General features: G+C 71.9%; 19 protein-coding genes and 1 tRNA gene. 12 read left to right on the top strand and 8 right to left on the bottom strand.

Annotation, left to right across the window (positions count from 1 at the left end):
- The first annotated feature begins 21 nt into the window (after positions 1-21).
- The 3 genes from ACZ6TB_RS42260 to ACZ6TB_RS42250 are packed head-to-tail and all read left to right on the top strand — an operon-like array spanning position 22 to position 4170.
- A complete protein-coding gene (locus tag ACZ6TB_RS42260; RefSeq protein ID WP_465565298.1) occupies positions 22-2766 on the top strand; it encodes a hypothetical protein in 2745 nt (914 codons plus the stop codon).
- The gene (locus ACZ6TB_RS42255; protein ID WP_465565295.1) at positions 2756-3568 is read left to right on the top strand and encodes an ATP-binding cassette domain-containing protein; all 813 of its coding nucleotides are present in this window, start codon (positions 2756-2758) and stop codon (positions 3566-3568) included. The genes ACZ6TB_RS42260 and ACZ6TB_RS42255 overlap by 11 nt, the downstream gene beginning before the upstream one ends.
- Complete coding sequence (locus ACZ6TB_RS42250; protein ID WP_465565292.1) at positions 3565-4170, top strand: ATP-binding cassette domain-containing protein; 606 nt, start codon at positions 3565-3567, stop codon at positions 4168-4170. Before ACZ6TB_RS42255 ends, ACZ6TB_RS42250 begins: the two co-directional genes overlap by 4 nt.
- On the opposite strand, the gene ACZ6TB_RS42245 is transcribed toward ACZ6TB_RS42250, so the two are convergent.
- A complete protein-coding gene (locus ACZ6TB_RS42245) occupies positions 4142-4993 on the bottom strand; it encodes an alpha/beta fold hydrolase (protein ID WP_465565289.1) in 852 nt (283 codons plus the stop codon). The genes ACZ6TB_RS42250 and ACZ6TB_RS42245 overlap by 29 nt on opposite strands.
- Positions 4994-5125: 132 nt before the next feature.
- Between ACZ6TB_RS42245 and ACZ6TB_RS42240 the strand changes: the two genes are divergently transcribed.
- On the top strand, positions 5126-5671 hold the full coding sequence (locus tag ACZ6TB_RS42240) for a hypothetical protein (RefSeq protein WP_465565286.1): 546 nt from the start codon (positions 5126-5128) through the stop codon (positions 5669-5671).
- 59 nt (positions 5672-5730) lie between these two features.
- On the opposite strand, the gene ACZ6TB_RS42235 is transcribed toward ACZ6TB_RS42240, so the two are convergent.
- The 3 genes from ACZ6TB_RS42235 to ACZ6TB_RS42225 form a co-directional block, all read right to left on the bottom strand.
- Positions 5731-6294, bottom strand: coding sequence for a response regulator transcription factor (locus tag ACZ6TB_RS42235; protein ID WP_465565283.1), 564 nt, complete (start codon positions 6292-6294; stop codon positions 5731-5733).
- 105 nt (positions 6295-6399) lie between these two features.
- Positions 6400-7527, bottom strand: a complete 1128-nt coding sequence (locus tag ACZ6TB_RS42230; RefSeq protein ID WP_465565280.1) for a hypothetical protein — start codon at positions 7525-7527, stop codon at positions 6400-6402.
- 135 nt (positions 7528-7662) lie between these two features.
- Positions 7663-8925 (bottom strand): ATP-binding protein, encoded by a 1263-nt coding sequence (locus ACZ6TB_RS42225; protein WP_465565278.1) that lies wholly within the window; start codon positions 8923-8925, stop codon positions 7663-7665.
- A gap of 456 nt (positions 8926-9381) precedes the next feature.
- On the opposite strand from ACZ6TB_RS42225, the gene ACZ6TB_RS42220 reads away from it, so the two are divergent.
- On the top strand, positions 9382-9783 hold the full coding sequence (locus tag ACZ6TB_RS42220) for a contact-dependent growth inhibition system immunity protein (protein ID WP_465565275.1): 402 nt from the start codon (positions 9382-9384) through the stop codon (positions 9781-9783).
- Between the two features lie 107 nt (positions 9784-9890).
- Positions 9891-9963: transfer RNA gene (locus ACZ6TB_RS42215), tRNA-Arg, on the top strand.
- 9 nt (positions 9964-9972) lie between these two features.
- Here ACZ6TB_RS42215 and ACZ6TB_RS42210 read toward each other — a convergent pair.
- Positions 9973-10737 carry an anti-sigma factor domain-containing protein gene (locus tag ACZ6TB_RS42210; protein ID WP_465565272.1) on the bottom strand — a complete coding sequence of 255 codons (765 nt, stop codon included), beginning with the start codon at positions 10735-10737 and terminating at the stop codon, positions 9973-9975.
- Positions 10724-11305: an RNA polymerase sigma factor gene (locus tag ACZ6TB_RS42205; protein WP_465565269.1), complete on the bottom strand. Its 582-nt coding sequence runs from the start codon at positions 11303-11305 to the stop codon at positions 10724-10726. Before ACZ6TB_RS42205 ends, ACZ6TB_RS42210 begins: the two co-directional genes overlap by 14 nt.
- A gap of 173 nt (positions 11306-11478) precedes the next feature.
- On the opposite strand from ACZ6TB_RS42205, the gene ACZ6TB_RS42200 reads away from it, so the two are divergent.
- The 6 genes from ACZ6TB_RS42200 to ACZ6TB_RS42175 all read left to right on the top strand — a co-directional run bounded on the left by ACZ6TB_RS42200 (position 11479) and on the right by ACZ6TB_RS42175 (position 18318).
- The gene (locus ACZ6TB_RS42200; protein ID WP_465565585.1) at positions 11479-12312 is read left to right on the top strand and encodes a DUF4397 domain-containing protein; all 834 of its coding nucleotides are present in this window, start codon (positions 11479-11481) and stop codon (positions 12310-12312) included.
- 43 nt (positions 12313-12355) lie between these two features.
- Complete coding sequence (locus ACZ6TB_RS42195; protein WP_465565581.1) at positions 12356-12997, top strand: class F sortase; 642 nt, start codon at positions 12356-12358, stop codon at positions 12995-12997.
- Between the two features lie 25 nt (positions 12998-13022).
- Positions 13023-15935 (top strand): ATP-binding protein, encoded by a 2913-nt coding sequence (locus tag ACZ6TB_RS42190; RefSeq protein WP_465565266.1) that lies wholly within the window; start codon positions 13023-13025, stop codon positions 15933-15935.
- 45 nt (positions 15936-15980) lie between these two features.
- Positions 15981-16706 (top strand): oxygen-binding di-iron domain-containing protein, encoded by a 726-nt coding sequence (locus ACZ6TB_RS42185; RefSeq protein ID WP_465565263.1) that lies wholly within the window; start codon positions 15981-15983, stop codon positions 16704-16706.
- Positions 16703-17494: a maleylpyruvate isomerase family mycothiol-dependent enzyme gene (locus ACZ6TB_RS42180; RefSeq protein ID WP_465565261.1), complete on the top strand. Its 792-nt coding sequence runs from the start codon at positions 16703-16705 to the stop codon at positions 17492-17494. The genes ACZ6TB_RS42185 and ACZ6TB_RS42180 overlap by 4 nt, the downstream gene beginning before the upstream one ends.
- A gap of 77 nt (positions 17495-17571) precedes the next feature.
- Positions 17572-18318: a glycoside hydrolase family 16 protein gene (locus tag ACZ6TB_RS42175; protein ID WP_465565258.1), complete on the top strand. Its 747-nt coding sequence runs from the start codon at positions 17572-17574 to the stop codon at positions 18316-18318.
- Positions 18319-18519: 201 nt separating this feature from the next.
- Here ACZ6TB_RS42175 and ACZ6TB_RS42170 read toward each other — a convergent pair whose 3' ends face one another.
- Positions 18520-19131: a class I SAM-dependent methyltransferase gene (locus tag ACZ6TB_RS42170; RefSeq protein ID WP_465565255.1), complete on the bottom strand. Its 612-nt coding sequence runs from the start codon at positions 19129-19131 to the stop codon at positions 18520-18522.
- Positions 19132-19305: 174 nt separating this feature from the next.
- On the bottom strand, positions 19306-20724 hold the full coding sequence (locus ACZ6TB_RS42165) for a DHA2 family efflux MFS transporter permease subunit (RefSeq protein ID WP_465565252.1): 1419 nt from the start codon (positions 20722-20724) through the stop codon (positions 19306-19308).
- Positions 20725-20766 lie beyond the last annotated feature (42 nt).

Here is a 20766-nt window from a genome sequence, read left to right as displayed (position 1 = left end):
TTCCGGCGAAGGAGGGCCGCCTTGGATCGCCTCACCGCGGCCGCCCTGCGCCGGCGATCCTGGTCATTGCTGACTCTGTGCGCGTTCCTCGTGCTGGCCGCCGCCGGCGCCGCCGCCCCGATGTTCGCCGAGGCCTCCGACAACGCGACCTTCCAGCTGCGCCGCGACGAGATCCCGGCGACCGCCCGGCAGAGCGACGCCGCCGTGGTGCGCCTGTCCGCCGACATCGGCTCGAAGAGCGCCGACCAGCAGGCGGTCGTCGACGACATGCGGAAGATCCCGCACCTCACCGACCCCGATCTGACCGGCGGCTCGATCGGCGCCGAGCTGGCCACGCCCCGGTTCTGGGAGCTGACCGTCGCGGCCGGCGCGCGGAAGGACCGCGGCCGGTTCTTCGTCGTCGGCGACCCGGCGGCCGAGCTGGTCCCGGCCGGCGCGCCACCCACGGCACAAGGCCTGTGGCTGCCGCAGCCGATGGCCGAGAGCCTCGGCGCGAAGCCCGGCGACCCGATCACGCTCAGCGTCGTAGTCGGCACCCAGGGCGAGTCGTACCGGACGGCGAGCACGATCGCCGGCTTCTACGCCGTGGACGAGGGCGGCCGGCTGCCGGCCGACGTGCCCGGCAGCAACCGCTGGACGCTGCGGCGGGGTGACACGCCGGGGGACACCGAGTACGAGACGCTGCCCGCGTACCTGCTGATCGGCGACGTCGCGACGGTGGAACCGCTGGCCAAGGCCGTCGACGACCAGATCTTCTGGTCGGTGGAGGCGCAGCTCGAGCCGGGGGTGACGCTGGCCGAGGCGAACCGTACGGCCGGCGCGGTCGAGGCGCTGCGCCGCGACTACGCGACCCGCCAGCCGCCCGAGGGCGACAGCCCGACGGCGTTCCGCTTCGCGAGCGGCATCGGGCGGATCGTCGCGACGGCCCGGGCGACGACCGCGACCGTACGCCAGCGGACCCGCCCGGTGGAGTGGGCGGCGACCGGTGTCGGGCTCGCCTCGGTGCTGGCCGTGGCCCTGCTGTCGGCCCGGCGCCGCGAGCGGGAGCTGCGGCACGCGGTCGCCGTCGGCATCGCGCCCCTGCGCGTCGGCGGCCTGTGGCTGCTCGAGACCCTGGTTCCGGCGGTGGGCGGCGCGGCGCTCGGCTGGCTGGCCGCCTGGCAGTTGGTGGTCCGGCTCGGTCCGCCCGGCACGGTCGAGGAATCGCTGCTGCCGGCGGCCCTGGCGGCGGGACTGGCCGCGCTGGCCGGTCTGGTCGCGGTGGCGGGGGTGGGCACGGCGGCGGCCGCCCGGCGCGTACGGCCGGTGCCCCCCACCACCGTCCGACGGCAACTGCCCTGGGCCCCCATGGTCGTGGTCGCCGCCCTGGTCGCGGCCGCCGGCCTGGTCGGCGCCGGCGGCTCCGCGGGCGGCATCGACCTGCTCGTGCCGCTGCTCGTGCTGGCCGCCGTCGGCGTGGTCGCCGGCTGGTTGCCGAGCCTGCTGGCGGCCCGCCGCCGCAACCTGCCCGGCTCGCCGCGACGGGCCGTGCTCTGGCTCGCGCGGCGGCGGCTGGGCTCGGGCGGCGCCGAACGCCGGCTCGCCGTCGTGGTCGTGACGGCCGGCCTGGGCATGCTGCTGTTCGCGCTGTCCGCCGTGGACTCGACGACCGACATGGCCGAGGACCGGGTCGCGGTGGCGGCCGGCGCCGCGGCCGTCGCGCCGCTGCCGGGCTCGTACGTGCTGGACAAACAGGCGGTGTCGCCGCCGAAGACCGGGCCGTTCGCGCCGGTGCCGACCGGGCCGGTGAGCGGCGTGCGCATCCCGCCGCTGCCGGACGGCAACACGATCGTCTGGCACACCGACGTGCTGAGCCCGATCGACAACGAACAGAAGGATCTGCTCATCATCGACCCGGCGCGGTTCCGCGACGTCGCGCTCTGGGGGAGCGGCGCCGACCTGGCGGCGGCGCGGGCCGCGGTGGCTCTCTTGATCAAGGAGCCGGTTGCGGCCGATCGTTCCGTACGCATGATTGCCGTCGCCGACCCCGCGTCGGACAAGCTGGATTCCTTCCCCATGAAGGTCGGCTTCGACACGCAGGACTTCACCGTCGCCGCGCGCGTCGCGGCGTTCCCCGGCATGAAGGGCCGGCCGATGTTCGTCGCGGCCGCCGATCCCGTGCTCGGCAACCTCGGCGTCGACGACCCGCGCCTCAAGCCGCTCACCGAGATGCCACCCGGCGCCGCCGTCGCGCAGGCGGCGCTGTGGAGCGCCGGCGGCGAGGCCGGCATCCGGGCGGTGACCTCGGCCTACGGCGTGCGGCCCGACCGCGTCGACACGGCGGCCAAGCTGCGGTCGGACGCGGCCTATGTGGCGACCTCCCGGGCCCGCGGCTACCAGGTCGCGATCGGCGGCTACCTGGCGCTGCTCGCGATCCTGACCCTGGCGATCTACGCCCAGCGCACCGCCGTGCAGCGCCGGCCCACCGACCTCATGCTGGCCCGGGTCGGCTTCGGCCGCCGTCGCGTCCGGCGTGCCCGCGCGCTCGAGTTCGTGCTGCTCGCGCTCATCTCCTTCGCCGCCGCGGTGGCCGGTGTCTTCGCGCTCGCCCCGCTCGGCGGCCGCCTGCTCGACGACCAGCCCAATCTGCTGCCGGCGTTCGCGTTCGAGCTTTCGCTTCCCGCGGTGGTGGCCGCCGGCATCGCCGCCGTCGTGGCGATCGCGCTGGCCGTCGTGCTGGCGGCCCTCGTCTCCGGCGTGGAGGAGGTGGCCTACCGTGACGACTGATGTGCCTCTCCTGGAGGGGCGAGATCTCATTCAGCTGTACGCGGCCCCGACCGGCCCGACTCAGGCGCTGCGCGGGGTCGACGTCGCCGTGCGTGGCGGCCGCATCAGTGCCATCACCGGGCCATCCGGCAGCGGGAAGTCGACGCTCCTCGCCGTACTCGCGCTCCGGGAAAGGCCCGCCGGGGGTGAGTTGCGGCACCGGGGCCGCCTGGTCTCGGGTTACACCCGCCGCCAGCTGCAACGCCTGCGCCGCACCGAGATCGGCTGGGTGGCGCAGCGCCCGACGCACAGCCTGTTCCCGCAGTTGGACGCCCTCGGTCAGATCCAGGAGATGGCCCGGTTGCGGCGCGTGCGGTGCGATTTCTTGGAGGCCCTGGCCGAAGTTCGGCTTGCTGATCACGCGCGTTCGCTGCCGGCCGTCATGTCCGGCGGCGAGCAGCAGCGTCTCGCCGTCGCCGCCGCCTCGGTCGGCGCGCCCGCCCTGCTGATCGCCGACGAGCCGACCGCCGAGCTGGACGACGACTCGGCGGCCCTGGTGCTGGCCCTCTTGCGGGCCCGGGCCGAGGCGGGCAGCGCCGTCGTCCTGGCCACGCACGACGCCCGTGCGATCGCCGCCGCCGACACGGTCCTGCGCTTCCGGCACGGCGTTCTCTCCGGCTCGCAGGACGCCGGCCGCGACGGATTGCTGATCGACGGCCAGGGCCGTCTGCAGCTCCCGACCGAGGCGCTGGCGCTCTTCCCCGGCCGCCGTGTCGAGGTCACCGTCGTCGACGGCCATGTCGAGCTGCGGAGGGCCGAATGACCTTGGTCGATGTCCGATCGGTGAGCCATGTCGTCCTTCGGGACGTCACGCTGTCGCTGCCGGCCGGCCAGTTGGTCGTGCTCGCCGGCCGGTCCGGGTCGGGGAAGTCGACGCTGTGCCACCTGATCGCCGGCGTGATGAAGCCGTCGTCGGGCTCGGTTTCCGTGGCGGGCCGCGCCGCTTATCCCACGCCGTCCTGGGACAAGGTGTCCCTGCTGCCGCAGCGGCTGGCCCTGGAGCCGTCGCTGTCCGTCGCCGAGAACGTCTCGTTGCCGGCGAGCCTGCGCGGGGGCTCGTCTGCCGCTCCCTGGCTTGATCAACTAGGCCTGACCCCGATCGCCGCGCGCCCCGCCGGCGACACCTCCCTGGGCGAGCAGCAACGCACCGCCCTGGCCCGCGCGCTCGTGCTCTCCCCGGCCGTGGCCGTGCTCGACGAGCCCACCGCCCACCAGGACGACGAGCACGTGTTCCTGGTGCTCGACGCCCTGCGCGCGGCCGTCTCGTCGGGGACGCTGACCATCGTCGCGACCCACGACCAGCGGGTGATCGACGTGGCCGACACGGTGATTCGGCTCAGCTCCGGCCGTCTAGAACTTCCCTGAGCTTGGCGGCGAACTCCGCCGGCTTTCCCGCGTACCCTCCGTCGCCGCCGATGAAGCCGCCATGGTGGCTGGGAAATACGACGGCCTCCTGCCCGAGGGCCTTTGCCAGCGCTTCGGTCGTACGCCCGGTGTATGTCCCTTCGGATTCCTCCGCCACCGCGATGGTGACGTTGGCCTTCTTGATCGCCTCGACGTCCGGCCGGTAGTCGGTGATCGCCCAGGACCGCTTGGACAGCAGCGGATCGTCCCGCTTCCCGTCGTCCTCGGTCGGCATCCCGAACGCCGCCGCATCCGGCACCGGCTGCGCGAAGTACTCGTCGTTGAACTCCCCGCGCCAGGCCGTCATGGCGATGAAGGCCGCCATCCCCGCGCCCATGCCCTTGGCCTCGTAGGCCTCGTAGAACCGTGCCCGCGCCCGCTCGGCTCCGTCGGCATCCGGGAGCACCGCGTTGATCGGCGGTTCGTGCGCCACCAGGATGCTGACGTCCTCCGGATGGCGAGTCACCAGCTCCAGCGCGGTGACCGCCCCGCCGCTGCTGGCAAAGACCTCGACCGGCCCGCGGCCGAGCGCCGCGATGAGCCGATGCAGATCCTCGGCCTGGTCCTGCGGGTTGTTGTCGTCCCGCCCGTCCTTGCGCTTGCTGCGCCCCAGGCCCCGAGGGTCATAGGTGACGACGGTCCGATCGGCGAAGTGCCCGGCCAGGGCCGTGAAGCCATCCGCGGTCATGGGCTGCCCCACCATGAGCAAGACCGGGGGTTGGTCCCCCCGGACGTCATAGACGAGGTCGACATCAGGCGTTTCCAGGGTCCTGGTTTCCGTCATGGTTCGAGGCTACGGCCCGGATGACTTTTGTCAGCGATTCCGCTGACTCCGCTCACTGTGTCGATCTCCGCCTGGCAGTGAGGCTTGTCGATGACAGCGTTAATGCTCACTTGGAGTTCACCAGGAGGAACGATGACCTCTCGACTTCGGCTATCGATGATCGTCGTGACGGTGCTCGCGGCGTTGGGAGTCAGCTTCGCGGGCGTGGGCGTCGCCAATGCCGCCCCGAGCGCCCCCGCGGCCGCGCCGCCCGTGACCGCCCTCGCGACCCCGATCACCGGCACCGGCGACAACGGCTCGTTCGCCGGCACCTTCACCCCGTCGGCGTTCTCGTCGCAGAACGGGAGCCTGGTCGCCACCGGCCTGCTGACCGGCACGGTTTCAGACACGTCCGGTGCCACCGTCGGCACCGTCTCGCGGACGGTCGCGATGCCCGTGGCCATCGCCGCCGCGACCTGCCAGGTGCTGAACCTGGTGCTCGGCCCGCTGCACCTCGACCTGCTCGGCCTGGTCATCGACCTGAACCAGGTGCACCTGCTGATCAACGCGGTGCAGGCCCCCGGCAACCTGCTCGGCAACCTGCTGTGCGCGATCGTCCACCTGCTCGACGGCACCCCCACCGCCGGTGGCCTGGCCGCCCTGCTCAACGCCATCCTGGCGCTGCTCGGCGGGCTCTGACCCCCGTGTTTCATCCGGCGCAGCCGCACCCCGCCAGGTGCGGCTGCGCCCCTTTCTTTTTAGAGCCACCCCGCGCCTTCGGCCAGGCGGACCGCCTCCAGACGGTTGCGGGCGCCGGTCTTGCGGAGGATCGCCGAGATGTAGTTGCGCACGGTGCCCGTGCTCAGATGCAGCTCGGCGGCCACCTCGGTGGACGGCACCCCCGTCGCGGCCACGCTCAGCACGTTGAGCTCCTTCGGCGACAATGGACTGCGCGGCGCCGCGACCATGGCCACGGCCAGGTTCGCGTCGATGACCCGCTCACCGCGCACCAGCCGCCGAATGGCCCGGACCAGCTCACAGGGCGCGGCATGGACCCCCACAACCCCGTCGACGCGCAGTTCGAGGGCCCGGTTGAGCAGCGCCGACTCGTCCGGCGCGGCCAGCACGAGGGTGGCACATTCGAGCTTCGCCACCGTGGCCAGGCCGTCCCCCGCCAGCAGCCCGACGTTGACGACGGCCACGTCCGGCGGCACCGCCCGGGCCATGCCCAGAGCTTGGTCAAGGTTGCCGAGGTCGGCGACGACTTCGAGGTCTTCTTCCAGGGACAACGTCGCCACCAGGGCGCCGCGAAGCAGATTCATCGGTTCGACAAGCAGAATGCGGATCACGATTGGCCTCCCAGCCAGGGTCAAAGCTTGCGGCCGTCCGTGATGGCGGCCGGTTTCCGGATCCCTGCGGGAGTCGGTTCAGCTGGGAGGACCCGCGTAGCGGACAGTCCGCCCGCGGGTGAAGAGATTGCTGGGCAGCCGGCATTCGGCGGCCGCCAGGTCGGGCCGCCAGAGTGACGGGACGGTGCCCATTGAGGGTGTGTTTCCGCCACTGGAGTCGCGCGCTTGGCCGGTGCTGGGGGTCGTGCGGTCGGACGGCTGCCTCGGTTCGGCCGGCAGCGGTTTCGTTCCCGGTTGAGCCGCCGGCGGCTTGGTCACGCCGGACGGCCCCGACACCGACGCGAAGACCGGGCACGACTGCACACCAACCGGCGACAGGAGCGGTTGATGCGACACCGGGGCGACGGCGGTGCTTGCAGGTGGCCGGGCCAGCGGCACATCGGACATTTGCGGCATAGCCGGCGGTTGGGCTTGCGGCAGGTCGGGCGACCGCGGCGTCGGGTTCTGCGGCATTTGGGGCAGTTGCGGCATGGTCGGCGGCTGGGCCTGCGGCAGACCGGGCAGTCGCGGCATGGCCGGCAGTTGGACCTGCGGCATGTCGGGCAGTCGCGGCATGGCCGGCAGTTGGGCCTGCGGCATTTTGGGCAGTCGCGGCAAGGCCGGCGGTTGGGCCTGCGGCATTTTGGGCAGTCGCGGCAAGGCCGGCGGTTGGGCCTGCGGCATTTTGGGCAGTCGCGGCATGGCCGGCGGTTGGGCCTGCGGCAGATCGGGCAGCGCGCCGAGCTTGGGCAGAGAAGGCACCCGAGCCGGGACCGGCAATTTCTGCCGGGCGACAACACCCCGGACCTTCGTCACCTGCGCCTTCACCCGCTTGACCGTCTCGCCGCCCCGAATGCTCGGCACCGTGCTCTTCCGCGGCACGTGAATCTTCGGCGCGTGAACGTCCTTCGGTACGTGGACCGCAGGCACCTTGACCGTCGGCGGGTGAGTCTTCGAGCCCGTCACCTTCGGAACGACCGACTCAGGCTTCGGCACGGCCTTCTTGACCCCGGCAACCGTGGCCTTGACCGGATCGGTTACTTGAGTGGTTGGCAGCCCGACCGACCCCGCATCGGCCCGCGCCGAATGATCGAAGAGCGTAAGCACGAGATAGGCCGCAACGGCCAGCCCAAGCAGCACAAACAGCCGGGCAGCGCGCCGAGTCACCCCGGGCGCTCCGTTCTGGCCTTGCGCAGCTCCGCTCCGCATTCAGACTTGGTTACCCATTTCCGACAAGCTGACACTCATCGAATCCGAACGATGCGACGAGCAAAGCGTCGCCCCAGCCCGCGTGACGGATCGTTAGTGCGCGGCCGGAGCCGGGACCTGCCACAGCGCGCTGACCGGCATGGCGCGAAGCTTGTCGCCGAACGGCAGCGTGGACGTGCCGGTGTAGAGGACGACGCCGGCGATGAAGTCGTCGCCGAGGCGGTCGGCGAGCCGTCGTAGTCCGCGGAAGTCGTCGAGACCAACGGTGGTGGCGGCCTTGACTTCGATGCCGACGACGTGGCCGGCTCGGTTTTCGAGCACGGCGTCGACCTCGTACTTGCTTTGGTCGCGGTAATGGGACAGGTCGGCCTGTTGCGAGGACCATGTGAGCTGGCGGGACAACTCGGACAGGACGAACGATTCGAGCAGCGGCCCGAACGGTGCGCCGGGCCGGAGCAGTGCGCGGGCGTCGGTTGCGAGCTCGTTGGCGGCGATGCCCGAGTCGACGAAGAACAGCTTCGCCGCCGCGGTGGCTCGGGTGCCGAGGTTGCGGGACCAGCCGGGGATCCGTTTGACCAGGAAGATCTCTTCCAGCGCCTGGAGATAGCGCGCCACCGTCGGCCGGCTGAGGCCGAGCGCGGACTCCAAGGAGTTGGCGGCAATGATGGTCGCGGATCTGGCGGCGAGCAGGCGTACGAGTTTGCGGAGCTGGCCCTTGTGCTGGATGTCGGAGAGCTGTCGTACATCGCGGTCGACGAGCGCTTGGACGTACGCGTCGAAGAACCGTTGACGGCGACGCGTGTCATCTCGGGTCGTTGCCTCGGGCAGGCCGCCGCGCACGATTCTGGCCGCGTAGTCGGCACGGGTAGTCGTCGATTCGTGTCGGAGGCCGGGCCCGAGCGCGAAGACCGCATCGATGAACCCGTCCGGCTCACGGTCGAGTTCGCCCTGGGAGAACGGCCAGAGTTCGACGGTCTCCATCCGCCCGGGCAGCGCGTCGGGGGCGGCGACCATGCCGAACAGCCGCGATGAGCCGGTGAGCAGATAGCGCCCAGGACGGGGGTCCTCGTCGACGGCGGCCTTGATCGCCAGCAGCAGTTCCGGAGCGCGCTGGATCTCGTCGATGACCAGCAGCTCCGAGGAGTCGACGAAACCGACCGGGTCGGCGCTCGCGGCGGCCCGGTCCTGGGCCCGGTCAAGGTCGCGGCGCTCGGCAAGCCGATCCCCGGCGACGATGCGAACGAGCGTGCTCTTGCCGGCTTGGCGAGCGCCGCTGATCAGCACGACACGGGTGTCAGCCAGGGCGGCATCCACCTGCGCGGCGGCGCGACGCGGTACGAGGTGCGGTGCGGGCACCACCTCACCATACCGGCAGACTTTCGATCTGCGGGGACGTAGACTTTCGATTTGCGGAGCAAGCGATGTTCGATATGCGGCTCGTCGGCGTCCACAGGAGGCGGGGCGTCAGCCGTCCTGGAACAGTCCACACGATGTTGCTATGAGTCAGTAGTAGTAGGCGTGGGCGGTTGCGGGTGCCTTTCCGGCCCGGGCATAGCCGCGCAGGATCGAGGCGACCACCTGGGCGAACAGGCCCTTGTTGACCCCGGGCGAGGTGCCCTGCGAGTCTCCGGTAGTCGCGTCATAGAGAAGGCCCCCGATCGGCGTTTGCTCGGTGACTCAAGGTTCTCGGCTTCCGATCACTTGCAGTACCAAGCCGAGCTTTCCGAGGCCAGCCGGTTGCTCGACTGTTCCGAGCAGTTCGTTCCACGCTCTTGAAGTTTGTCAGCCAACGACGACGTAAGGGAGTGCCCGGTGTCCGAGCTTGCCGAGAGCCGGTCGCTCGAGGAGATCGAGAACGACTACTGGGGCGATCCGCCGGCCGACGCGACTCGCTTGATCAGCACCGCGTACGCCCTGCGCAAGCAGCCGGTCGGCACTCTCGCCCCCGAGGGTCTGCGCCTGCTCATCTCGCAACAGATCGGCCTGAACACGCTCGTCCCCGTGGCGCTCGCCCATGTCGAGCGGAATCCACTGGCAGAGGGCGATTTCTATCCGGGTGATCTTCTCGACGCCTTGATGCGACGAGTGCCCGAGTCCTACTGGCAGGCTCACCAGGAACAGCGGGCTCGCGTACGCACCGTGGCCGAGGCGCTCGACCCGGACGAGACCTTCGATGTTCTGTACGCCCGGGCCGCCGAATTCCTCGCCCGATAGCGTCGCAGAGGTTGAGGCGACGGAGCCACCATCAGCGGAGGCAGCGGCACGTCATGGACGCCCAAGCACGAACGAGTACCGCATGGTAGGTACGATATCGGCGGCAAGCCCTCGTAGCTCAGGGGATAGAGCATCGGTTTCCTAAACCGTGTGTCGTAGGTTCGATTCCTACCGGGGGCACCGAACGGATCAGTTCTTCAGTTTCCCCTGCAGCATGCTGGTGCCGTGCTGCTGCTCGCCCAGTTGCTGCGCCGAGATGTCGACGACTCGGAACCTGGTCAGGTCGCTCGCCGCGGGTGGGACGTTGAGCGGCGCCGAGCCGGGTGAACCGATCGGGACCATGACGGAGCCGCCGTCGTACAGCCAGACCGTGTAGTAGCCGGTCGCGGCCGGCATGCCGGACAGGCTCAGGCGCATCTGCAGGCCGTGTCCGGTGTCCACGATCGTTGCGGTGCCGTGTGCGGTGCCGGGGGCGGCCGCCTGCGGGAGCAGGTCGGCCTCGGCGATCACCCGGGGTGAGCCGGACCGGGCGAGCTGCTGCGCAACGATGACGCCGGCCACGCCCACCAACGCCGCGGCGGCTGCCACCAGGGCCAGGCGCCATCGGTTCCGGCGCCGCGCCGGCGCGGCGACGGGGCGCGGCGAAATCACGGCGGCCGGCGGCAAAGGCACGGCGGCCGGCGGCGAAAGCACGGCGGGCGGTGGCGGGAGCACGGCCGACGGGGGCGCCTCGGCCGGGAACGCCTCCGCCGCGATCCGGTCCCACACCTCGGCGGGCGGGTCGGGCAGCTCGCGGACGTCCTGGGAGCTGCGCCCCAGCCGCGCAACGGTCTCGTTCGTAGCCAGCTCGCCACGGCACTCGGCGCAGCCGGCGAGGTGCTCGGCCTCCTCGGCCGACGTGCTCTGCTCACCCAGCGCGATGAGGATCAGGCAGTCCGGGTCAAGATGCGGCACCGTCCACCTCCCATCGCTTGCGCAACCGCGCCATGCCGCGGCGCAGATGGCTTTTCACGGTACCCAGTGCCAGGCCGGTGACCGCGGCGATCTGGGTGTGCGTGAGGTCGTCGTAGAAGGCGAGCTCCAGCACGCGCCGCTGGTCGGGCTCGAGGGTGGTCAGCTCGTCGACCACGACCAGCCGGTCGATCACGGCGTCGGCGTCGCGGTCGTCGGGGTGGTCGGTCGTGACCTGGCGCAGGGTGTCGGTGACCCGGATCTGGCGCACGCGGGAGCGCATCAGGTCGGCCGCCTTGCGCCGGGCGATGCCGAGCAGCCAGCCGAGCAGGCTTCCCCGGTCGGGCTGGTAACCGTCCCGGCTCTGCCACGCGGCGACGAAGGTGGCCTGCACGACGTCCTCGGCGTCGGTCCGGTTGCCGACCGACGAATAGGCGAGGTGCAGCACGGCGGCACCGTACCGCTCGTACAGCAGCCGTAACGCATATTCGTCACCGGCACGGAACCAGCCGAGGATGTCGTCGTCGCCGGTGTCCGGGCCGCCGAATGCATTCACCCTTTTCGCTTCCATCGCCGAAGCACGCCTGACTGTATCGGAAGACCCATCACCTCCTCCTTCGGCGGAACCGCGCCGTACGGATGCGGCAGTCGCCAAAGAATTTTCCGGAGCGGTCGCTGCATCCGATCGTGGCCGGCCCGGCGAAGTTTCCGGCGAGCGATCCGCTGACGACTCTGGAGGAGCAAATGTTCACCAATCCCGTACGCCGGGTGGCCGTCACTGCCGGGCTGGCCCTCGCGATCTCGGCCGGCACCGGTATTGCGCTGGAGTCGAGCGCGCAGGCGGCCGACACCTCGGCGGTCTCGGTCGTGCACGGCATCCCGGGGCAGCCCGTCGACGTCTATGTCAACGGCAAGAAGGCGCTCGACAACTTCCGGCCGGCCACGGTCGCCGGGCCGCTCGAGCTGCCCGCCGGTTCCTACGACATCGCCCTGACCAAGCCCGGCGCCGACCCCAAGAGCCCGCTGCTCGAGGACAAGTCCGTCGCCGTTCCGGGCGGGAAGAACCTGAGCCTCGTCGCTCATCTGGACGGCTCCGGCAAGCCCGCGCTGACCGCGTTCGTCAACGACACGACCGCCCTGAAGCCCGGGATGGCCCGCCTGGTCGTCCGGCACACCGCCCAGGCGCCGGCCGTCGACGTGCGCGCCAACGGCAAGCCGGTCTTCACCGGCCTGACCAACCCCAAGGAGGCGATGGCCGACGTGCCGGCCGGGACCGTGCGGGCCGACGTGACGCTGGCCGGCACCGACACCGTCGTCCTCGGTCCGAAGAATCTGAGCCTGGCCGCCGGCAAGGACACCATCATCTACGCGATCGGCTCCGCCGACGACAAGTCCCTGGCCCTGGTGGCCCAGACCATCGGCGGTCTCGGTGGCACGCCGGCCGGGATGCCGGCCGGCAGCGGCGGCGAGAATGCGACCGGCGTCTCCGGAGCTTGGTACGCCGTGAGCGGCCTGGGCGTCCTCCTGCTGGTGGCCGGAGCTCTGACGGTGGCGCGACGGCGGGTCGCCCGTGTCTGAGCGCACTACCGGCGCGCGACGCGTCGCCGCGGCGGTCGTGGCCATGGCGGCCGGCGCGGCGACGCTCGGCGCGGCGGGCTGGTGGTGGCAGCGTGCGCAGCCCCGGCCCAACGTCGGCGCCGACACCGTGGCGGCGTTGGCCACGACCAGTCCGGCGCCGGCGTCGCCGCGGCAGGCCGTTCCGATCCAGGCGGCGGAGCTACCCCTGGCCTCCGCCGTGATCCGGCCGGTGCACGTGCGCATTGCCCGTCTCGGGGTCTCGGCCACGGTCGTTCCGGTCGGCGTCGATGCGGCGGGCAACGTCGTCATACCGGCGAGGGTCGACACCGTCGGCTGGTACCGGTTCGGGCCCGGCCTCGGCGACCCGGGCTCGATGGTGATCGGCGGTCATGTCGACAGCGCCGCGCAGGGTGACGGCGCCTTCGCCCGGCTGCGCGACCTCGACCCGGGCGACCGCATCGTGGTGACCGGCAGCGACCGGCGGGACGCCGCCTTCACCGTGGTCGGCCGCGAGGAGTATCCGAAGGCCTCGATCGAGCTGGATCGCTACTTCGCCGGTACGGGGCCGGCGCGGCTCACGTTGATCACGTGCGGCGGCCCGTTCGACTCGGCAACCGGCCACTACCGGGACAATGTGGTGGTCACCGCCGTCCCGGCACGGGGTACACCCAGGCCTTCGGCGTGACGGGTCGGGAGCGCAGACTGTGCGGGTGGACGGTCTGCTGTGTCCGATCATGGTCGGCCGGGAGCGAGAGGTCGCGACGCTGGTCCGGCACCTCGGCGACGCGGAGAGGGGTCAGGGACGCGTCGTCGGCCTGACCGGCGAGGCCGGGGTCGGCAAGTCGCGTCTGACCCGGGAGCTGATGGCCCGGGCCGCCGAGCGGGGGCTCCTGGTGCTGTCCGGCCGGGCGGTGCCGGGCGAGCAACCGTCGCCGTTCCGGGCCTTCACCGAGGCGCTGCTGTGCTCCGGGCGATCGAGCGTGCCGGCGGCGGCAGCGTTGGCCGGCTTCGGCGGCCAGGTGGCGCGCCTGGTGCCGGACTGGGGTGGGTCGGCGCGGGGCGGCGCCGACGAGTCGCCGGTGCTGGTGGGCGAGGCCGTGGTCCGGCTGCTGCGCGTGCTCGCCGAGGACCGTGGGTGCCTGCTCGTGCTGGAGGATCTGCACTGGGCCGACCCCGAGACCGTGGCGGTGCTGAACTATCTGGCCGACACGGTCGCCGACGAGCGGTTGCTCTGCGTGGCGACGCTGCGCCCGGAGCCCGTGTCCGCGGCCGGTGAACTGTTCGACCGGATCTACGCGGCGCGTACCGGGGAGCTTCTGCGGCTGCGTCCGCTGCCCGGCGCCGCCCAGGCCCGCATGATCGCGGCATGCCTCGGCGAGGCTGACGTGCCGGCCGGTCTCACCGAGTTCGTCGCGGCGCACAGCGACGGTCTGCCGTTCCTGGTCGAGGAGTTGCTGGCCGGCCTCGTCTCCGCCGGCGCCCTGGTCGACCGGGACAACCGCTGGCTGGTGGACCGCCCGCTCACGCCGTCGATCCCGGCGAGCGTGGCCCAGTCGCTGGCCGACCGCCTGCGCGGACTCGGCCCGGACGGGCGCCGTGTCCTGGAGGCGGCCGCCGTGCTCGGCCGCCGCTTCGACTGGGAACTGCTGCCCGGCGCCGCCGGGATGGATGCCGCCGCCGTGGTGCCGATCCTGCGGCGGGCGGTCGCCGCGCAGTTGATCTTCGTGGACGGGCAGACCTTTCGGTTCCGGCACGCGCTGACCCGCGAGGCCGTGCTCAACGATCTGCTGCCGCCGGAACGCGCCGAGCTCTCCGGCAAGGCGCTGACCGCCGTCCGCCGCGCCCGTCCCGGACTTCCCGACCACTACTGCGAGCTCGCCGGCGAGCTCGCCGAGGCGGCCGGCGATCACGACGCCGCTTCCGCCCTGGCCGTCCAAAGTGCCCGCCGCGCCCTTGATCGCGGCGCCCTGGCCAGCGCGGAGTCGGCGGCGCGGCGGGCCTGCCGACTCGCCACCCCCACCTCACCGGCCGAGGTGGATGCCGCCGAAGCGCTCGTCCTCGCGCTCGCCCAGGCCGGCAAGCAGGCCGAGGCGTGGCGGCTCGGCCGCGAGTTGCTGGACGGGTACGACCGGATGGACGCGACCCCCGCACGGCGGCTGGAACTGCTGCTCACCCTCGCGCGAGCGGCGATCGCCATCGGTGACCTGCCCGCCGCGGACCAGGCGGTGGAGCACGCCCGTGCGGCGTGCGGCGGGCCCGGCGCCGACGAGGCAACCGGGGCGCGCCTGGCGGCGGTCGCCGCGCACGTGGCGATGGACCGCGGTTCACTCGACGAGGCGCGCCGGCTCGCCACCGCGGCGGTGGATCAGGCCGCCCGGGCCGCCCTTCCGGAGGTCGCGTGCGAAGGGCTCGAGGTGCTGGGCCGGGTGGTGCGACCGCCACAGGCCGCCGGCGCCTACTTCGACCGGGCGATAAGCCTCGCCGAACAGCACGGGCTGGTGCGATGGCGGCTGCGCGCCGTGCAGGAACGCGCGCTGCGCGAGGCGGCGATCGGCGGCGCCCGGCCCCTGCTGGCGGTGCGGCGGCTCGCCTCCGACGCGGGCGCCCTGGTGACCGTCGCCCAGATGGACCTGCTGCTGGCCGATTTCGCCCTGCTCCGATACGACCATGATGGCTGCCGGGAGGCGGCGTCGGCCTGCGTCGACGCGAGCCGCCGATACGGCCTGGCCAGCCTGCCGGTGGCCCTGCTGTGGCGGGCCGGCGCGTACGCCCTCGGCGGCCGGGCGGACCGGATGGAGGACGCCCTGGCCGAGGCGACCGCCCTGGCTCCGGAGGACCCGCGGGTGCTGGCCGACGCCTGGGGCCGGGCCCGGGCGACCCTCGCCGCGCTGCGGGAGGACCGGGCCGGCCTGCGCCAGGCCCTGGACACCTCGATGGCGTACGTGCGGCTCGCCCCACCGGCGAAGTCGGTGTTCTCCGGCCGGCTGTTGTGGTCGTTGCTGCACACGATCGACGACGACGATGCCGGTGCGTCCGTCCGGGAGGAGTCCGTGGAGTCGTCGATGGCCGCCTACCCCGCGATGGCGGTGCTGGTCGCCGGCATCCGCGCGGTCGCGCTGGGCCGGGCCGGGCGGCGCGAGGAGGCGTCCGAGGTGTTCGAGTCGGCCGACGCCGCGTCCGCCGGAAGTGCCTGGCGCGACGCCTCCCAGTACCACCGACGACTGGTCGCCGAGGCGGCGATCCGCGACGGATGGGGTGACCCCGTGCGCTGGCTGCGCGAGAGCGAGGCCTTCTTCGCCGAACGCGGCCACGATGCGGTGGCCCGGGCCTGCCGGTCTCAGCTGCGCCGGGCCGGCGCCGCGGTGCCGCGCCGTGGCCGCGGCAAGGCGTCCGTACCGCCCGCACTGCGCGGGCTCGGCGTCACCAGCCGAGAGTTCGACGTTCTCACGCTCGTCGCCGACGGGCTCACCACCGCCCAGATCGCGCGGGAGTTGTTCCTGTCGCAGCGCACGGTCGAACATCATGTCGCCAGCCTGTACCGCCGGACCGGGCAGCACGGCCGCGAGCGGCTGATCGCGTTCTACCACGGCCAAACCCGGTACCCCGGCGAGCAAATTGGGTAGGCACACCCGGAATCCGTATCGGCGGCGGCGACCGACGCTGAAGGTGTGGAAACCACCGTGCACGAGATAGCCCCCGGCATCTACCGGCTGAGCACCTTCCTGCCGCTCGTCCCGCCCTCGGGCCTGGCCATGAACCAGTTCCTCGTCGACGGCGACGAGCCGTTGCTGTTCCACTGCGGCCAGCGCTCGCTGTTCCCGCTCGTGTCCGAGGCGGTCGCCCGGATCATGCCGATCCACCGGCTTCGGTGGATCACGTTCGGGCACGTCGAGGCCGACGAATGCGGCTCGATGAACCAGTGGCTGGCCGCCGCGCCGCACGCGCGTGTCGCGCACGGCGCCCTCGGTTGTCAGATCTCCATCAACGACCTCGCCGACCGGCCGCCCCGGGAGCTGGCCGACCACGAGGTCATCGACGTCGGCGGCCACCGGCTGCGTCAGATTCCCACGCCGCACGTGCCGCACAACTGGGAGGCGCAGCTCTTCTACGACGAGCAGAGCGGCACGCTGTTCTGCGGCGACCTCTTCACCCAGAGCGGCGGGAGCCGTCCGCTGGTCCATGACACCGATCTCGTCTCGCCGGCGATCGAGGCGGAGAACGTCTTCCACGCCTCCAGCCTCGGTCCCGGCACCGCCACGACGATCCGGGCGCTCGCCGGCCTGCGGCCCTCGGCGCTCGCCCTCATGCACGGCCCGACATTCACCGGCGACTGCGCCGGCGCACTGCGCGCGCTGGCCACCGCCTTCGACCTGTCCCGGGAGGCCGGCTCATGAACGACAACGCCACCATCGCGAACGAGATCCGGCGTACCCCGCTCGACGCTGCCCTGGAAGCCGCCCGGTCCGAGTCTGCCGCCGTCGTCAGCCTGCTGAACGCGCTCGCCCCCGACGACTGGCGGCGCCCCACCCCGTGCACCGGCTGGAGTGTCCACGACGTCGTGGCACACATGGTCGGTCAGTCCGAGGAACTGGCCCGGCCGGATCGGTTGATCCGTCGTGTCCGGCGCGCTCGCCACCGCGGCGGAGCGGGGATCCTCGACGGACACAACGCCATCCAGATCGAGGCTCGCGCGACGACACCGACCGACCGGTTGATCGCCGAGCTCGAGGCCTGGACCGGCAAGGGCATCCGGGCCGTGCGCCGCATCCCCGCCCCCGTGCGCCGGCGCATGCCGCTGAGCCTGGTCTTCCCCGAGAGCGCGGACTCCTTCGACTACCTGGCGCGCGTCCTGATCAGCCGCGACCCCTGGATGCATCGGATCGATGTCGCCACCGCCGCCGGGCGCGATCCCGTCATCGGCCGGCACGATGCCCTGGTCGTCGAACAGGTCATTCTGGACCTGGCGCTGAGCTGGACCGGCCCGGCGGCCGAGCTCAACCTCACCGGACCGGCCGGCGGCCGCTGGCTGCTCGGGCCGCCGCGACCACCCGTGGCCACCCTCACCGCCGACGCCGTCGATTACATGCGGTTGCTCTCCGGCCGGCGGCCCGGCCATCCGCCCACGACCGAAGGCGCCCCGGACACCGTGACGGCTCTGCTGGACGCGCGGGTCGTTTTCTAGGCCCGCACGGCGAAGTCCGCGGTTCGCCGGATTTCGGGCCGCCCACCGTGTCACGGTGAGGGCCGGAGGATGGTCCGATGAGCAAAACCGCGATCGCCGTAGCGGTCGTCGCCGTGGCCACGATCACGGCCGGATTCCCGGCGAGCAGCACCAGAGAGCCGCCCCCCACCGTGATCGTCGAAGACTTCGACGGAGCGGCGCTCAACGACCAGGACTGGCTCGTCTACGACTCTCCGGACAAGGAGCCGCCCCGCAGCAGCGCCGCCGTCACCCAGAGCGGCGGCCTCCTGCACCTGACCGGCGGCAACGACCCAACCACGGGCAAGGACGTGGGCGCCGGCCTGATGTCCACCCGGCAGCTCAAGTACGGCCGCTGGGAAGTGCGATTCCGGGTGCAACAAGGCGCCGGCTACTCCGCCGAGGTCCTGCTCTGGCCGCTGGAGAACGACGACTGGCCACGGGTCGGCGAGATCGACATCGCCGAGGTCAACGACCCCCGCCGGCAGTCCGTGCTGCACTACCTCCACCACGGCCCGGACGACGACAAGATCGGCAGCTCCACGCCGACGGACCTCACCCAGTTCCACACCGTCGCCGTCGACTGGATGCCGGACCGCGTCGTCTACTACCTCGACGGCGCGGAAACCTTCCGGGTCACCGAGCAGACCTTCGACGCGGGGCTGCCCACCGAGTCGCGCATGCACCTCGCGCTGCAGCTCGACCAGGGCTGCAACGACTTCATCCCCTGCCGGAACGGGGAGACGCCGGAAAAAGTTTCGATGGACATCGACTGGGTGAAGATCTATCCGTACCGGGCGCACTAGTCTGGCCCAGGTGACTCTCCCACGGAGGCGGACCCTCGCTCGCGCCATTGTCGGTGGGGTGGTCTATCTGACCGGTGTCGGTCTCATCATGTACGCCATTCCGGCCAAGTCGGAGACGTACCTGCCCGGTGGTCTGCTCGCCGGAATCGGTGCGGGACTGCAGGGCCCGGCGCTGCTCACCCTCCTGCGCGGCCATAAACGTCACAAACGACGGCGGGCCGCGACTCGCTCGACGGTGCCCAGCTTGAGCCGCTCGGTCTCGGTCACCTCGAAGCCGGCGCCCACCACCAGCGGCAACGGCCGGCGCGTCTGATACTCGCCGGAGCGCGCGGTGAAGACCTCCGCGAACCGCTGCAGGGCCCGGACCGGCCACCATGGACTTCCCACATGATCGAGCAGCAACAACCGGCCGCCGGGGCGCAACACCCGGTGCATCTCGGCGATCGCCGTCCGCGGATCCGGGATCGTGCACAGCGACAACGTGCAGACCACCGTGTCGAAGGACGATGTGGAGAACGGCAAGGCCGAGGCGTCGGCAACCGCAAGACTTGACGGGAGATCCCGCGCCGAGGCCAACTCCAGCATCCGCGGACTAAGATCAACACCGGTCAGCCGGACGTACGCCGGGTAGAGCGCAAAGTTGAGACCGGTCCCGACCGCGACCTCCAGCACCGCCCCCGAGGCGCGCGAACAGACCCACTCCCGGCCGCCGGCGAACCACGTGCGCTCCACGAACCGCATCGCCCGGTCATAGCGGGGCGCCATCGTGTCCCAGACCCGCCGGGCCCGGGCCGTCGGATCCTCGATCGCCATCACCGCACGATAGCGCCGGTATGGATGGCACGGCGGAGGCCCGCGGCCGAGTTGGCCGCGGGCCCCCGATGCAGAGCCGGTTCGGACGAGCCGCCCCCGATACCGAGCCGGTTCGGACGAGCCGCCCCCGATGCAGAGCCGGTTCGGACGAGCCGCCCCACGGGCGGAGCCGGCTCAGACGAGCTCGAGCTGCGGCTCCTCCACGACGACCTCGGGCGCCGGGCGCACCGAGCGCAGCGACCAGAGCGCCACCGGGACGCCGACGGCGACCAGGGCCGCAGCCACCACCAGCGAGAACTGGTAACCGGAGAGGTAGCGGTGCAGCTCGGCGCCGGAGGCCGCGTTCGACCGGTTGGTGAGGATGGCGCCGAGGATCGTGATGCCGAGCAGGCCGAAGACCTCGCGGGAGACGTTGAGCATGCCCGATCCGACGCCGGCCCGCTCGGCCGGCAGCGCGCCGACGATCACGTTGTTCAGCGGGACCAGCATGCCGCCGCCGACGCCGTAGAACAGGAACCAGGGGAGCAGGTCGGTGTAGGTGGTGCCCTCGCCGTACCCGGAGATCCCGAAGATCGCGACGGCCATGATGCCGAGGCCCAGGGCGACCGTGCGGGCGGCGCCGAAGCGCACCTCGAGCCGCGGGGCCAGCGTCGCCACCACGGCCATGACCAGCGCCATCGGGACGAACGCCGAGCCCGCCTCAGTCGGCGAGAAGCCGAGCACGTTCTGCAGGTAGATGGCCGTGTAGAAATAGATGCCGAAGACGCCGAACGCCCACAGGCCCATGGCGAGCAGGCCGCCGGTGAAGACGCGCTGACGCAGGATGCCCAGGTTCATCATCGGGTTGGCCGAGCGCAGCTCGACGACCACGAAGCCGATCGCGGAGACGGCGGCGACGGCGAACGACGCCAGGATGACCCCGGAGGTCCAGCCGCGGGACTCGCCCTCGATCAGGGCGTAGGTCAGCGCGAACAGCGCCACCGACGAGGTGAGCACGCCGGGCAGGTCGAACCCGCGGGCCAGGCCGCGCCGGGTGGCCGGGACGCTGACCGCGGTCAGGATCGCGGTGGCCACGCCGATCGGGGCGTTGATCAGGAAGATCCAGCCCCACGAGGCGTGCTGGGAGAGCCAGCCGCCGGTGAACGGGCCGATCGCGAGGGCGAGCGCGCCGACCGCGCCCCAGATGCCGATCGCCGTGCCCCGCTCGCGCGGGTTCGGGAACAGCTGGGGGATCAGGGCCAGCGAGGCCGGCGTCAGCAGCGCGGCGCCGATGCCCTGCACCGCGCGGGCGCCGATCAGCATTTCCTGGTTCTGCGCGAGACCGGCCGCGACCGAGGCGGCGGTGAAGATGGCCAGGCCGCCGAAGAAGGCGGTGCGGGTGCCGAGGACGTCCGCGATGCGGCCGCCGGCGAGCAGCAGGCCGGCGAAGACCAGCACGTACGCGCTGGCGATCCATTCGAGTCCGGAGATGCTCAGGTCCAGGTCCCGCTGGATCGAGGGCAGCGCCACGTTGACCACGTTGTTGTCGAGGTAGGTCATGAAGGTGCCGAGCGCCACCGCCACGAGCGCCCACCACCGGCGGTTCTTCTCCACGGGAATCCCCCTGTACAGCGTCCCTGTACGACGTCCTTGTAC

The organism is Actinoplanes sp. NPDC051537, from assembly GCF_055586105.1.
Note: the sequence above shows the minus strand (reverse complement) of the source record. Positions and strands in the feature narration are given on the sequence as shown.

What these genes read in the sequence shown, in the direction of transcription:
- ACZ6TB_RS42205 (WP_465565269.1), bottom strand. Translation starts at nt 11,305, where the DNA reads ATGGAAGCGAAAAGGGTGAATGCATTCGGCGGCCCGGACACCGGCGAC.
- ACZ6TB_RS42200 (WP_465565585.1), top strand. Translation starts at nt 11,479, where the DNA reads ATGTTCACCAATCCCGTACGCCGGGTGGCCGTCACTGCCGGGCTGGCC.
- ACZ6TB_RS42235 (WP_465565283.1), bottom strand. Translation starts at nt 6,294, where the DNA reads ATGAATCTGCTTCGCGGCGCCCTGGTGGCGACGTTGTCCCTGGAAGAA.
- ACZ6TB_RS42170 (WP_465565255.1), bottom strand. Translation starts at nt 19,131, where the DNA reads ATGGCGATCGAGGATCCGACGGCCCGGGCCCGGCGGGTCTGGGACACG.
- ACZ6TB_RS42250 (WP_465565292.1), top strand. Translation starts at nt 3,565, where the DNA reads ATGACCTTGGTCGATGTCCGATCGGTGAGCCATGTCGTCCTTCGGGAC.
- ACZ6TB_RS42240 (WP_465565286.1), top strand. Translation starts at nt 5,126, where the DNA reads ATGACCTCTCGACTTCGGCTATCGATGATCGTCGTGACGGTGCTCGCG.
- ACZ6TB_RS42180 (WP_465565261.1), top strand. Translation starts at nt 16,703, where the DNA reads ATGAACGACAACGCCACCATCGCGAACGAGATCCGGCGTACCCCGCTC.
- ACZ6TB_RS42175 (WP_465565258.1), top strand. Translation starts at nt 17,572, where the DNA reads ATGAGCAAAACCGCGATCGCCGTAGCGGTCGTCGCCGTGGCCACGATC.
- ACZ6TB_RS42195 (WP_465565581.1), top strand. Translation starts at nt 12,356, where the DNA reads ATGGCGGCCGGCGCGGCGACGCTCGGCGCGGCGGGCTGGTGGTGGCAG.
- ACZ6TB_RS42245 (WP_465565289.1), bottom strand. Translation starts at nt 4,993, where the DNA reads ATGACGGAAACCAGGACCCTGGAAACGCCTGATGTCGACCTCGTCTAT.